Source organism: Parabacteroides sp. AF27-14, assembly GCF_003635425.1.
GTDB lineage: Bacteria > Bacteroidota > Bacteroidia > Bacteroidales > Tannerellaceae > Parabacteroides > Parabacteroides distasonis.
Genome location: NZ_QTLZ01000001.1, coordinates 366196 through 380135 on the forward strand (window position 1 = coordinate 366196; position 13940 = coordinate 380135).

Consider the following 13940-nt stretch of genomic DNA (forward strand, 5'->3'; position numbering starts at 1 on the left):
ATACCAACATTATAATTAGATTATGTCGCAAAGGTATACAAAAAATCACTTTCTATCTTTATCACGTTCGGAGATTATCTTCGAAAAGGTTTCCGGTGTCATATTTAAGAAAGAAGCGATGCTATACTGTGGAACATGCTTCATTAAATAATAGATATCATGATTATCTTTATAATATTGCACCCGTCCTCGGGCGGATCGGCTACGCAGTACATAGCTCCTCTCTTCACCTACTTGGATTATATTTGACAAGACCCTACAAATGACATAAGCGAATTCCGGACATTCCCTTAATATAAAGTCATAATGCTCATATGAGATTACCACGGCAGCCGTATCCACTACCGCTTTTATCGCCATAAAAGATTTTCTTTTACTTTGGAAACTATACCAAGAGGTGCAGAATTGCCCCTCTTCGAAAAAGCCTAATATACACTCCTTCGTTACCGTACTATAATAAGAAGCACAAAAACCTCCAGCAATAAAAAAAAGTGAATTACAGAGCTTTCCCTCCTCTTGTAATAATTCCTCTTTGGCAAAAGAGACCATATAGCTCCTCTCATAAATCAATTCACGGAAACGATCCGAGACTGGTACATATTCACTGACCAAAGTAAACAATCTCTCATAAGCCCGGTCTGGAAAAAGATCTATTCTTTGTTTCACAATAGTTTACGTTTAGTATCATTTAACAATAAATTTAGTCCTATCAGAACTATTTCAAATAGCGGAATTACAATATGCTCAAATTGAAAAAGATATAAGAAAGGCACACTTGCGGAAATATAGTAGGACTATCAAATCGTATTTTTATTAAAATTTCAACAAAAAGTAATAGGCTCTACATTATATATATTGTATTTTTGCGAAAATATTATTGTATTAGTTCTGATAGGACTAAGGCATCAGTATCTACAAATCCCCTCTTAACCCATTATACCCTAGAACAAATCTTAATATCGGATAAGATTTATCTTATATCTAATCTTTATATTTGGCCAACAAAAACAACTTATGATTATGGAAAACACAACAATCAAACAAAACAAGCTATTAATTATCATATACTTGATCATAACAGCAGGAGTTTGTATTTGGAGTATTTACTCAATCTACCAAGGAGCTTTATCAATCTCCGACAACCCTATCGACTCGAATGTTTTTGAAGGAGGCAGTTGGTTTGGAGGGCTATTCATCATAGGCCTTATCATCTCTTTTGGTACAGGCTGGGATGATTATAAAGCGGTGGACACATACGCCGATGGTCACAAGGAAGAGAACGCTACGGATGGTTGTATAGCTACATTATTAAGTAATTTCATTATCAAGCCTGCGATAGTCACGCTTATTATCTACTATGCCTTATATTTTTTGATAGAGATAGCGATATTCCTGCTACCATACGTTGCGGGAATCGTAATTGTGGGAGGTTTATTCGCATCATTTCGCTTACTTCTAAAAATGGCAAATGAGGAAAAACGTATTCCTTTAATCATAACGCTTGTTTGTAGTACAGCTCTATATATAGGTATTGGGTACTTTTTATCCAAGCATGTCGACTCTGTGACAGACCCTAGTCCGGAAGAAATGATCCGGGCAGAATCAAGCAATAAACTAACCCCAGACAATCTCAAAGGAACTTGGCGATTGGTTTCCGAGAAAAAAGAGGGCCAATCCGTTCCATTAGCCCAATGTAAACTCATCTTTACCGAAACATCCAATGGAGGAAACGCATATAAATTGACCGAGGTATACACATCTAAAAAAAATCAATCTAATTATTCCCTAATGAGTAACACGATTGTCATGCGACTAAAAATAACAGGCGATAATATGGAGAACCAATATACAGTTGTTGAACTAAACAATAAGAAGATGATTCTTACCTTCGTCTATTTTCCAAAAGAAACCTCATCCGGAGAATTGATATTCGAAAAAGAATAACTCAGTATCTCGACAGAAACGGTCTTTGATCAAGGATTCACACAAAATTAATGTCTTTATATTCGGCTAGACCTATTACTATGTGACATTAATGATCATACAATCGAAAAGTTAATCTAGGACAAGATTTTTATCCTTTTTACCTTATAATTTTGTAAAAAATTATATAGCCGACTCTTGAGTCATGGGGTATTACGAAGATAACAAACATTATTACCAAAATAACATTAAACAAAAAAATGATTATGAATCGAATCGCACTTCTACTTCTCTTATTGATCGGAGCGTTCAGTATGAGAGCACAAACAACAGAAACAACCGGCAAAGAAATCGTTTTTGTAAATGAGTTTAAAGGCAGCGGCAATTTAGAGGGCTCTACCATCGCCGCCATCCGCAACAACATAATAGAAGGATTGATAGACGCTAAAAGGCTCATCGTAAAAGATTTAAAGTCGGATGCCCAATTCCAAGCTGAAATGACTAAAAGAGCAGCCGATGCCTCCGTATCCGAGGAGGAATATGGCTTCACAGTCTTAAGGAATATGAACGCTCGTTGGGTAATTACAGGAACTATCACTCATGTAGAAGCTGTCCGAAAAAAATATAGTGATGGTAGTTATTACTACGACGCAGCCATCAATGTTTCTGCCAACATTATCGATGTAGCGAGTGGAACCATTACAGAGACAAAGACAATCACAACTGAAGGAAACGCCCTTATAGATTTAACAGGCATTGGCAAAGAAACAACAATAGGAAACACCGAAGAAGAAGCTATTGCCAACGCTAGTAAAGTTCTTAAGAATAAGGCCAAATCGTTTGCAGAAGGATGTTTTCCATTAAAAGGAACGATCCTTGAAGTCGCATCCGAGAAAAAAGGAAAAGCAGAAGAAGTATACATTAGCCTTGGAGAAACAAGTGGCGTGAAAAAGGGAGATATCTTCGATGTATTTGAGCAACGAGTAATCGCTGGAAGAAATAGCCGAAAAAAAATAGGAGAGCTGAAAGTGAAAGCTGTTGAAGGTGATGATATTTCATTATGTAATGTAACCAAAGAAGGAAAGGTGATCCTTGAGAAAATACAAGCCCTAGAGGAAAACCAGTCATTATCCATCGAATCTCGTTCTAAATCTAACGGCAGTATTATTAGTTTATAAATTCAGTCATGGGCCGCATTTCTGCAGCCCATGGCCTTTTCAATAACGACATTGGATATGCGAAACAAATTTATCATTTACTTGTATGCCTATATTCTAGGAATTTGCTTAATAATCCCAAATACGGTCTCTGCTCAATCCAGTGAAAATTTCACGAACGACGCTACCTTGGTATCTGACCAAGGGAGAACCGCTATCATCCTTTCGTCCGGTATCCACGAGAAGAAAAAAGAGGCTGTAGCCATGGCTATACTATCAGCCTTCGACACTTATTTCTTTTCCGGCATTGCAGGACTAAATGATGATATGCCCCTCATTGGAGAGTTAGAGACCCAAGAACAGAAAGATTATGTAAAACGCATATTTAAGGAAAACCGATACACTCAATTTATCGGTCTAGTAACAGAAGTCAACGGCTCCCCTGAAAAAATGCCCACAAGACAATTTAAGGCAACCATACAATTCGAATTAAAAACAGATGCCTTATATAAAGACATGCTTCGTTCCAAAGTCATAAAAAAGGACTTGGAAAGAATGAACACGACTGAGATCCGCCAAGAGATACCTCAATTCACGTTGACCGTCGTTCCTTTCAAACCGGAAGGAACCACCTATAGCGGCATATTAAAAAATGATTATGAAATACGAAATGCGATCACACGTATCGAGGCGATGCTAAAAACCAAGAAATATGAGGTTAAAGATTTCCTAGCGGTAGTGGCTGCCGCAGAAAGAGACCTGCAATTCGAGATGGACAAGACAGTCATGTCAAACGATAAACAGCTTATCAATCAAACCCAAGCTGACGTATATATCACGGTCGACCTAGCGAATAACAGGAGGCCGGATGGCGGTATGGGGGTCGTAAACCTAAAAGCTTATGAGGTATCAACCGGCAACTTGCTCAGCTCTGCCGAAGGGAAATCAAAACGTTACAGAGATTACATAATCGCGAATCTTTACGACAGAGCCCTAGAGAATTGCTTAGATGGTTTCATCCAGCAGCTTACCAGCAATTGGGCAAGCAAGATCACGGATGGGAACCAATATGCCATCAATTTCGCCATCGCCCCGGAATCGGCCATCGATATGAGCACCGAAGTAGGTAGCATGGGTTTTCCACTAGCCGACGTATTAACCCTATGGATAAAAAAACATGCCTTTAACGGAAAATACCATCTGGCTGGAAGCGTAGATGAATATATCAAGTTTGACCAAGTTCAAATACAGCAAGGGCAAGAGCAAGAATTCATCTTGAGTTTGTATACCTATTTGCGTGATGAGTTAGGCATTAGTTGCAATCGTAGGCAAAGCGGTAAAACCTATTATATAACGATACAATAAACATATGAGATACATTATAGCACTGATCAGTTGGCTACTTATAAGCAGCCTGTCAATCACTATACATGCGGAGAAAAAGCCGGACTGGTTGACAGAACGCCCCAACGGGACTTTCTTTTATATTGGTATAGGAAGCGCCTCGAAGTCTTCTCCCAACTACCAACAAGTAGCGAAACAAAACGCGATAGCCGAACTTGTCTCCGAGATCGAGATCAAGGTAGAGGCTAGCTCCTTAATGACGACCTTGGAAAAGGAGGACGAATCTGTATCCTCCTACTTCTCGGAGATCATCCAAACATCCGTGAAACAACATATCAAGGATTTCGAACAAGTAGACAACTGGCAAGACGAACAAAATTATTGGGTCTATTACCGCCTCGACAAAGAGACATACGCCGAGCAAGTACAGAAGCGCAGGGAACTAGCAATCCGGCAAGGATTCGATTTTTGGTATAACGGGGAGAACGCCTTGCGGCAAGGTGATCTATTGACCGCTATAGACTTATTCATGCAGGGTTTGACCGCTATCGAACCCTGCGTTAACGAGGATCTAAGCTGCTCTTATGAAGGACAGACCATTTTAGTAGGCAACGCCCTATATACCTCACTGCAAAGCGTGTTCGATGGTATCCAGCTAAAACCGTCCAATTCGGAAATCCAAGCGAGCGCATTTCAAGCCTCCCGTACCCCGATCATACTAACCATACACAAAAACAATATTCCATTAAGAAATTTACCCATCAAAGGAGAATTCAACTCCGGCGGAGGCTCATTATCAGAGATCATCCCAACGGATGACAATGGGGAAACAACTGTTTATCTACAGAATATCACTTCAAAGAACACGAACCAAGAGATTCTTTTTACGCTGGACATACACCCATTCACGCAGATCAAGAACCCTCTGTTCAACACCCTAAAGCGACAGTTATCAGCCAATACGCCCAGATGCCAAGTGTTGGTAAGTAGCGATTCGGAGAAGAACATCCGTGCGTATATCCAATCCAAGCAACAAGGAAATGAAGGTCTAGTCAGAGGAATACATAATCTACTGACGAATAATTACTTTGACATCACTGACTCTCAGAACAAAGCGGATGTCCTTATACTCATCCAAAGTGATTTTTCACAAGGGAATATCGTGGAAGGAGATATATACAACATGAAAGAATATTTCACCACGATAAGTATACAAATCAAAAATAACCGCAGTGGCGCTATCCTGTTAAATTACCTATTGGAAAAAAAGAGGACTTTATCTCCCGCAAATACATCAATAGCGAACGCACGTAATTCTGCTATTCGAGAAGCCATGAAAATAATCAACAGAGAACTTGGCAAACAATTGAAAGAGGTAAAAATAGATACGAACGGGGAAATCCCTCAAGTAAATGATACACCACCGGCACCTAAGCGACCGAGCCATGTAAGCACCCCACCCAGCCAACCTGTCATTGTGATACATCCTAAACCCACAAGCCAGACACCGGTGGAGAAACCTCAATCTACGGTCTCTCCTACTCTTGCCAAGAAAAAAACAGAAGCGGAGTTGGAGCCGGGGATATTCATAAGTTATAATGGGAAAAAAGATATGAGCGACCGTACGTTTCTTAGATTCAACATAGAGAACAAGAATCAAGAAGATTACAAGCTAGGCCTGTATAACCGTGAGCTGCTCATCGTCAATGGAAATGGGGAGGAAATGAAATGTATCACCGTGAAAATTGGTTCCAAATCAGACAGCTATGGCATACAAGCTACCATTGTACCCAATACCCCTACTTTATTGGAAGTAGAGATAATGAAGACGGGAAAGATCGCTCTTTTCCAGCTCACGAATACGAATCATCGAACGATCAAACTCAGGAACTTAGAATAGCAATAAGGGGGGAGGCCGAAAAACCCAATGATAGAGTAGGCTTTTAATTAAAAAAGAATAAAAATGAAACGATTAAATTATGTAATGGGAATGGCGATGGGGATCGTCTTTTTATTAACCGCATGTGGAGGTCCTAAAAGCGTAGCGCAACAAGATGTCGCCGTGATCGTACCTTGCTCCGGTCCTGAATACATGACCAATAGCCAATATATACGGGCTAGCGCCATGGGGTTATCTACGGATATGACTATCGCCAAAAAGAAAGCGCAGTCATCTGCCCGTACGGAAATAGCTACCGCTATCGAGGCTAAAGTAAAAGCTATGGTGGAAGACTATACGTCTTCTTATCAAAATGGTGAAAATGACGAGAGTAAAAGACGTTTTCAAGACATCGCACGAACTACCGTACAACAGAAGCTAAACGGGTTGCGAACGATTTGCGAACAAACAATGAGAACTCCGGATAATAAATATAAGGTGTATATCGCACTAGAACTAGCCGGCAACGAACTTTTGGAAGGAATCAGCAATTCCATCAAGAATGATGATAAACTTCGAATTGACTTCGAGTACGAGAAATTCAAAAAAGTATTCGAGGAAGAGATGAGCAAGGAAAATTAAAGTTACTATGTTTAACTAACTGTTCCACCCGTCCCCTCTCACTTCTTCACCGAAGTAAGGGGGACGGCCAAACGGTTTACCAATCACCTAAAGACGAAGAATGAGCAAACGGCTTATACATTTAGTCCTTTTCCTATCAGGGTTCTCAGCCCTATTTGCCCAAGATAATGAGAACTATACGCAATCATATCATTGGGCTAGTGGGTATTTGGAAAATATCCCACATGATTTTCCATTGGCTTTACGAGATGAGGAAACCATGGGTACTTCAGATCCCGGACTATGCCCGGAAATCGCCCGGGAACAAGCCATACAACGGGCCTTATTCCTGTATTCGCTAAAGCGAGGCACACATATGAGTATGCTGACGGACTATTTCATCATAAATCAAGTCGCCACCAATATGAATGATTACAAACACGAGAAAATGATGGTCATGGCGACACTACATTCCGAACCTCAGACCTATTCTTTTTCCGTCATCCGAGAACACACCTCAATATATGGGGAACAGTTCGTCTGGCTCACCGTAAATAGCCAAGGCAAGGAGCAACGTACGCTCTCTTCTTTTTATGAATTCATGCTAAGTACCAGCCAAGAATCCCATGAACGACAAGAGGAAAGACTATCTCTTTCGATACGCTGCGACAATGACTCGATCCTCAAAAATCATTCATTCACGCTCAAAGGGAACAAAGAAAAGCTAATCATCTCCACACAAATCAATGACATTTCGCTTCCTCTTCCGACCGATCTATATCTATACAAGGATAAAGGAACGCTGCTGGCACAAGAAAAAAAAGAATATCCTCTTTCAAGCGGATATTGGAGTACCCTGCTGGAATCACTAAACGATGCCCTCACAAACTTTGACTTTCCGGGAGTAACCATCCAAGAAGTTTTTGAGAGCTATCAAGATACGAACCAACAGTTATACAGAGAAAAAAACTGTTGCTCCTTATCTGCCAGACCGGTCATCTTGAGCATACAGAACAACCATATTTTCTTGGATTGGTCGATTCAGACGATCCAATAAACTTAAATCTCCTATACCATGAGAAAAGCTCTATTGATACTAATTTGCATTCATACCTTTATTCCTATAGGAAAACTGTATGCACAAGATCCATATACGGAATATAAGGAATTCATAAAGAAACAAAAGCAAGAATATAATGATTTCCGCAGAAAGGAAAATCAAGAATTCGCCTCCTTCCTAAAAAACTATTGGAAACCCTATACTAAGGAGGAAGCTATCAAGGCTCCTACCCAGCCTGAACCTGTAAATCCGGTAGTCTATACCGACCCTTTGCGGGAACCCGACCGAATACCAAACGTACCAACTGTTCCTCCCCTAAAAATCAATCCGGAAGACAAGCCCCGTCCCCTACGGCCAATTCCTCATGAGAATCCGCAACCTCAAGAGGATGATGAGCATTTTATACTCACCTTTTACGGAGCATCCTTACGCCTATCAAAAATACTGGATGCACCATTCCGCTTGACCGGCATCACGGAAAACGAGATATCCCAAGCATGGAGCAGACTAAGCGAAACCCCTTACAAAACGCTAATAGACGATTGCTTGCATATCCGGAAAAAATCACATCTTTGTGATTGGGCCTACTTCCTACTAACCCAAAAGATCGCTCAACATTTTTGCGGGGAAAACGCAAAGAACGAGATAGCGTTCATGCAGATGTTCTTACTTTGTCAATCCGGCTATAAAGTGAAAAACGGCCGGACCGAGGACCAACTACTCCTTATGATCTCCACGGATTGTATTGTTTACGGCTTTCCTTATCTCACAATAGATAAGGAAAGATACTTTATTATCAATACTCCCAAACTCAGCCAACAAGAGATTTATACCTATAAGAAAGATTTCTCCGCTTCCACGCAGACTATTCACATGCATATTCAAGATAAGCAAACAGGGAGTTCAACCCTCTTCAGCCGTACATTGGAAGCCAAAAGATATCCGGTAAAAGTAACCGTTAATCTAAATCAAGATCTTATTGACTTCTATAAGGAATATCCTCAATGTGAATTCACAGTCTATGCCTGCGCTCCCGTAAGCGATGAGGTAACAAGCTCTATATTACCTCCATTACAAGAAGCTATTCAAGGGAAAAGCGAGACAGACGCAGCAAACATCTTACTGAATTTTGTCCAAACGGCATTCCTCTATCAAACCGATCATGAACAGTTCGGATACGAAAAACCATTCTTCGTGGAAGAGACATTCTATTATCCCTATTGCGATTGTGAAGACCGTGCTGTTCTTTACGCCTATTTGGTAAGAGAGCTATTAGGACTAGATGTCGTACTGCTCAATTACCCGCAGCACTTGGCCACAGCGGTCCTTTTCAACGGACCGATAAATGGTGACTTCGTGAACGTTTCCGGAAAAAGATATACGGTTTGCGACCCCACCTATATCAATGCGCCAATCGGAAAGGCGATGCCACAATTGAAAGACGCAAAAGTAAAAGTAATATCGAATATAATCACTCATTAATTAACAACTTAAAAATTAAACACCATGTCAGCAGAATCTTTTATTCTATTAATCATCGGATTAACTTTAGTTTTTTTTATGTTTCGCAAGTCCGAATGGTATCAAGCCAAAGTGCAGAAACTCTTATCGGTTGAAGTCACTCCAAGCACTCTTCTCGTACATAAAATCACATTGATTATCGGCTGTATATTAGGAGTTATCCTAGCTTTCATCAGTTCAGTTCTAAAACCATATGAAGATCTTACCCTCTACATAATGGGAGCGCTGGCGATCGGCACCATCCTCTATTTCACTTTTACCGCAACAGATAAGAAGAAAGGCGCACTAAAAGGAGTTTACTATGTTATCACTACATTCCTACTACTTTGCACTTCTATATTTGGCGTTATCCTAGTTATCATTTTGGTCTTTCTTTATTTGATGCTTAAGTTCATTTTCGGAGCCTTATTAGGCAATTCAGGTAGCAGTGGAAAGAAAGGTGGCTTTATCGATTTCTTATTCGACAACAGCAGTTCAGACCAGTCCAACAAAGAGCCTGAAGATGATAACTTTGAAATCACAGACGAAAATGGTTATACCAGAGAACTGAAAAAAAAATGGGGTAGTACATATACAGATGATAAAGGTGATGATTGGGAGGAAGTCATAGGAGGTTTCCGTAGAAAAGAAAAATAAGAATTATGACTGGAAAAACACAGTATCTCTATTTTTCCAGCACATTGATTCTTCGCAAGATTAAGAAATCAACAAAATAATTAGCTAAACAATGGATATAACTCAGATTTTCGAGTCCAGAAAGAATAATTCTAAGTGGAATACGTCCTACCCATTATCACCGAATGACTGGGTAAAGTATCGAACGGACACCTCCTTGATCTTTAACGAAAAAGATGGCATTTCATATTATATCCATATTCCTTTCTGTAAAAAACTATGTTCATTCTGTGAATATACTAGAATGGAATGTCCTAGCATAGAGTTACAATATAATTATCTAGTTAATCTTGAAAAGGATGTTCTGCATTTTGTCCATACCCACGCAAATATGCCTTTACGTGGATTTGATATTGGTGGAGGTACACCGACCACATTGAGTGAAGAAAATTTTCAATTTCTTTTGAATATATTCCGAAAGGTTATTGATCGCCTTAGTAGGAATGATGATTTTGAACCAAGTATAGAAACCACGTTCGATACGATTACCCTCAACAAAGCAAGAATGATTACAGAAGCAGGAATCCGACGAGTATCCCTTGGTATTCAATCCACCGACCCCAACGTATTAAAAGACAATCACCGTGTGACAGTCAATCTTACTTCAATGTTAGAAACCATCGAAATGCTACATCATGCAGGTATCGAGAAAGTTAATCTGGATTTGATGTATGGATTGAAGGGACAAACCACAAAAAGTATAGCCAAAGATTTGAAAGCTATTGAGATTCTAAATCCCGAACAAGTTACGCTCTATGAATTGCGAACGAACATGATACGTGAACCATCCTATTTGTCAAAAGATGAGCTTTATTATGCCTATAGGTGTTTATATGAAGGGTTAATAGCATTAGGATATCATGCCCGATTTGGTCAAAATACATTTTCAAAGTATATTGCAGATCATGGTGTATCCTCATATCTTCGTAGCCGTATGCTTGACGGGGTGGCATATAAAGGTTTTGGTTTATCTGCCCAAAGTATGAACAATGAAGGCATATCATATAATATTGGCAAAAACTCCTGCCAATTAAAAAAACTTCTGTCATCAAGTTCATTCCTTGATGAATATATCTATAAATTGCCGCCAGCAGAACTTGCATCAAAGTATATAGCCATCGGCGCTTATAATGGATCTTTTTCATTGAATCATGTGACTAAGCTTATCGGACAAAGCGCGATTGATTATTTCAAAAAACAACTAGACTTTTGTTTGGCTAATGATTTGGTTTCTGTTGAAAATGAACGTGTATATATTACCGCCAATGGATTCCGCCATTATGGTGCAGTATTTTCATTATTTTATTCTAATTCATTATAAACATGAGAAAAATTGATAACAATTACAAATATCCTTGCACACGCAACATCAACATAGATGGCTTTGGCACATATCTTGAAAAAGAAATTGGTGAACCACGTCGAAATCTTCGACTTTTTGCAAATGAATTCGGGAATCTTATCTCTGCCCAAGGAGACAATATCGCAGATCATTTAGTGCTAGTGAATAGCGGATCTTCAGCAAACCTTGTGGCAGCTCTTACTATAGCAGAGAAATGCAAAAAGGCTAATAAACCCTTAACTGCTGTTGCCTCTGCTTTCACTTTTCCTACAACGGTAAGTTCCTTACTGCTTGCCGGATTCAAGATAAAGCTAATAGATGTGGATAAATCGGGATTCAATATGTCTATTGACAGACTTACTGCCGAGAAAGAAATCCCATCTTTAGTAGTCGTAACACACTTCCTAGGCTTTCCCGCCGACATGGAGGCCCTAAAAAAATATCAGTCACTAACAAAATGTTTCATTCTTCAAGATGCTTGTGAAACACTTGACACCTACCTTGGTAACAAACCTTTATACAAATATGGAGATATAATCACTTGGTCATTTTATCACCCACATCATCTTTCCTCTTATGGAGGAGGGGCTATATTTTCAATTTCGGGAGAAGATTATTCACTTTTAGACAGTATTGCCCATTGGGGTCGTGCTTGTAAATGCCATATAGATGAGAAACTCTGTTTCGTTCCATCTGGTCCCGCCCATCAGTTTACTTATGAGAATATCAGTGTTAATATAGAGATGTCGGAACTCAATGCTTGCTTTGGACGTTGGCAGTTGAAAAATTGGAAAGAGATAGAGAACCAAAGACAACGTAATTATCAGACTTTATATGATATAGTGTCAGCTAATACCAATTTGCATGTATACCCATTTCATAATGCAAGGCATGATTCTCCATTTGTATTTCCTGTATTTTGTAAAAATAAGTCCGTGAATGATATTTATGAGTTTCTCAAAAAAAAGAATATTGAGATACGAACACTCATGGGAGGAGCTACTTGTCAACAACCAGCCTTTACTAATAAAATATCATATGATAATTGCTCTAATGCCATTTACATGTCGCAACATGCTTTTTTTGTAGGGTGTCACCATACATTGTCAGATGACGATGTAAAGTATATAGGAAATAGCCTCTTATGTTTATAATTCATGCGAAATGCTCTCATGGTAATACTATTTAATCTACAAGGTAAGCAACTGGGACAAATCACAGTACAAAGATCTTACCCTTACTAGTGAATTAACCCTTCGCAAAGCGATAGTAGCGTGTAGTGTCTCTACATTACTTAATCTATGTCAAGCTTTTTATCATTTCCTATATATACATTTACAAAAAAGACAGTATAATAGCATTTAAATCATAATACACCATGAAACTATCAAACATTTTCATTTTCATACTAATCTTTATCGGTATGACAGGATGTTCAGGGAGTAACTCCCCCGAATCAGTGGCTAAAACATTCACTGAGGCTTTTTACACGGCAGACTTCAAGAAGGCGAAAAGTCTTTGCAGTAATGATTCTAAAGAAGTTTTCGACCAATTGGAAGAAATGCTATCCGACGAAACGACAGAAGCCATAAAATCTGCCGACGTTAAAGCCACCGTAGTGAGCTGTGAGCTTTCCGATGACCAGAAAACTGCCATCGTAAAACTCTCAGTGATAAATACAGTAGACATAACAGGAAGAATACAGAAAAAGCCCAAACTGCAAGATGTCCAGCTAAAGAAAAAAGATGGTAAATGGGAAGTTATTTTCAAGATAAAATAATCATACTTTTCTTTTATATCGCATTAATATGTCTGTCTTTAGGATCTTGCCATGATCCTAAAACAGACATTCCTTATATACTTGACGACCAGATCAAGGCAAGTATAAAAAATGGAGATATCATTCTAAGAATGGGAAAAGGCATTATAAGTGAAACCATTAAAAATGTATTGGCCGACAGCATCGAGATTTCACATTGCGGTATACTCATAAAAGAAAAAGACTCCATATCTATCATTCACTCCTTATCTAAAGAGATTTCCGGTATAGATGGTTTGCAGGAATGTACAATAGACCAATTCTGCTCCGAAAGCATTGAAAATTCCATCATTATCGTACGATTCAGAAACGATTCCAATCAAGTATTAAGTCAAAAGGCACAATATTATCTATCCATACATAAACCATTCGACAATGCATTCAATATCAGAGACACCTCGGCGTTTTTCTGCTCCGAACTGCCATTGCATATCATTAAATATGAACTAGAAACCAATTTATATGACCCGTATTCTAAAATTCCCAAGTTTTCGGTATTCTTGGACTCCATTCATTTTGAGAAAATCTATCCAGTCTCACAGGAGATAGAATAAATAAGAGGAATTTAGCACTCCTCTTATTCATTAAACTAATTCCAT

General features: G+C 39.1%; 13 protein-coding genes. 12 read left to right on the forward strand and 1 reads right to left on the reverse strand.

The window, feature by feature from the left end; genetic code table 11:
* Nucleotides 1–45: 45 nt before the first annotated feature.
* Entirely contained in the window at nt 46–666 is a 621-nt protein-coding gene (locus DWY79_RS01615; protein ID WP_146375666.1) for a Crp/Fnr family transcriptional regulator, read from the reverse strand.
* A gap of 354 nt (nt 667–1020) precedes the next feature.
* Here DWY79_RS01615 and DWY79_RS01620 point away from each other — a divergent pair, with 354 nt between their 5' ends.
* The 12 genes from DWY79_RS01620 (at nt 1021) to DWY79_RS01675 (ending at nt 13895) form a co-directional block, all read left to right on the forward strand.
* Nucleotides 1021–1944 (forward strand): lipocalin family protein, encoded by a 924-nt coding sequence (locus tag DWY79_RS01620; RefSeq protein ID WP_158593835.1) that lies wholly within the window; start codon nt 1021–1023, stop codon nt 1942–1944.
* A 245-nt stretch (nt 1945–2189) separates the two neighbouring features.
* A complete protein-coding gene (locus DWY79_RS01625) occupies nt 2190–3101 on the forward strand; it encodes a hypothetical protein (RefSeq protein ID WP_147431797.1) in 912 nt (303 codons plus the stop codon).
* Between the two features lie 57 nt (nt 3102–3158).
* Complete coding sequence (locus DWY79_RS01630) at nt 3159–4445, forward strand: DUF6175 family protein (protein ID WP_146375668.1); 1287 nt, start codon at nt 3159–3161, stop codon at nt 4443–4445.
* A gap of 4 nt (nt 4446–4449) precedes the next feature.
* Entirely contained in the window at nt 4450–6324 is a 1875-nt protein-coding gene (locus DWY79_RS01635) for an LPP20 family lipoprotein (protein WP_122368724.1), read from the forward strand.
* A gap of 63 nt (nt 6325–6387) precedes the next feature.
* Nucleotides 6388–6945 (forward strand): LPP20 family lipoprotein, encoded by a 558-nt coding sequence (locus DWY79_RS01640; RefSeq protein ID WP_122368725.1) that lies wholly within the window; start codon nt 6388–6390, stop codon nt 6943–6945.
* 100 nt (nt 6946–7045) lie between these two features.
* Entirely contained in the window at nt 7046–7981 is a 936-nt protein-coding gene (locus tag DWY79_RS01645) for a hypothetical protein (RefSeq protein ID WP_122368726.1), read from the forward strand.
* Nucleotides 7982–7999: 18 nt separating this feature from the next.
* Complete coding sequence (locus DWY79_RS01650) at nt 8000–9466, forward strand: hypothetical protein (protein WP_122368727.1); 1467 nt, start codon at nt 8000–8002, stop codon at nt 9464–9466.
* A 24-nt stretch (nt 9467–9490) separates the two neighbouring features.
* Nucleotides 9491–10141: a hypothetical protein gene (locus tag DWY79_RS01655; protein ID WP_122368728.1), complete on the forward strand. Its 651-nt coding sequence runs from the start codon at nt 9491–9493 to the stop codon at nt 10139–10141.
* 91 nt (nt 10142–10232) lie between these two features.
* On the forward strand, nt 10233–11501 hold the full coding sequence (locus tag DWY79_RS01660) for a radical SAM protein (protein ID WP_122368729.1): 1269 nt from the start codon (nt 10233–10235) through the stop codon (nt 11499–11501).
* A 2-nt stretch (nt 11502–11503) separates the two neighbouring features.
* Nucleotides 11504–12676 carry a DegT/DnrJ/EryC1/StrS family aminotransferase gene (locus DWY79_RS01665; RefSeq protein ID WP_122368730.1) on the forward strand — a complete coding sequence of 391 codons (1173 nt, stop codon included), beginning with the start codon at nt 11504–11506 and terminating at the stop codon, nt 12674–12676.
* Nucleotides 12677–12900: 224 nt separating this feature from the next.
* Nucleotides 12901–13302, forward strand: coding sequence for a DUF4878 domain-containing protein (locus tag DWY79_RS01670; RefSeq protein ID WP_122368731.1), 402 nt, complete (start codon nt 12901–12903; stop codon nt 13300–13302).
* A complete protein-coding gene (locus DWY79_RS01675; protein WP_122368732.1) occupies nt 13275–13895 on the forward strand; it encodes a YiiX/YebB-like N1pC/P60 family cysteine hydrolase in 621 nt (206 codons plus the stop codon). The genes DWY79_RS01670 and DWY79_RS01675 overlap by 28 nt, the downstream gene beginning before the upstream one ends.
* Nucleotides 13896–13940 lie beyond the last annotated feature (45 nt).

What these genes read in the sequence shown, in the direction of transcription:
- DWY79_RS01640 (WP_122368725.1), top strand. Translation starts at nt 6,388, where the DNA reads ATGAAACGATTAAATTATGTAATGGGAATGGCGATGGGGATCGTCTTT.
- DWY79_RS01630 (WP_146375668.1), top strand. Translation starts at nt 3,159, where the DNA reads ATGCGAAACAAATTTATCATTTACTTGTATGCCTATATTCTAGGAATT.
- DWY79_RS01675 (WP_122368732.1), top strand. Translation starts at nt 13,275, where the DNA reads ATGGGAAGTTATTTTCAAGATAAAATAATCATACTTTTCTTTTATATC.
- DWY79_RS01650 (WP_122368727.1), top strand. Translation starts at nt 8,000, where the DNA reads ATGAGAAAAGCTCTATTGATACTAATTTGCATTCATACCTTTATTCCT.
- DWY79_RS01655 (WP_122368728.1), top strand. Translation starts at nt 9,491, where the DNA reads ATGTCAGCAGAATCTTTTATTCTATTAATCATCGGATTAACTTTAGTT.
- DWY79_RS01635 (WP_122368724.1), top strand. Translation starts at nt 4,450, where the DNA reads ATGAGATACATTATAGCACTGATCAGTTGGCTACTTATAAGCAGCCTG.
- DWY79_RS01625 (WP_147431797.1), top strand. Translation starts at nt 2,190, where the DNA reads ATGAATCGAATCGCACTTCTACTTCTCTTATTGATCGGAGCGTTCAGT.
- DWY79_RS01670 (WP_122368731.1), top strand. Translation starts at nt 12,901, where the DNA reads ATGAAACTATCAAACATTTTCATTTTCATACTAATCTTTATCGGTATG.
- DWY79_RS01645 (WP_122368726.1), top strand. Translation starts at nt 7,046, where the DNA reads ATGAGCAAACGGCTTATACATTTAGTCCTTTTCCTATCAGGGTTCTCA.
- DWY79_RS01620 (WP_158593835.1), top strand. Translation starts at nt 1,021, where the DNA reads ATGGAAAACACAACAATCAAACAAAACAAGCTATTAATTATCATATAC.
- DWY79_RS01660 (WP_122368729.1), top strand. Translation starts at nt 10,233, where the DNA reads ATGGATATAACTCAGATTTTCGAGTCCAGAAAGAATAATTCTAAGTGG.
- DWY79_RS01665 (WP_122368730.1), top strand. Translation starts at nt 11,504, where the DNA reads ATGAGAAAAATTGATAACAATTACAAATATCCTTGCACACGCAACATC.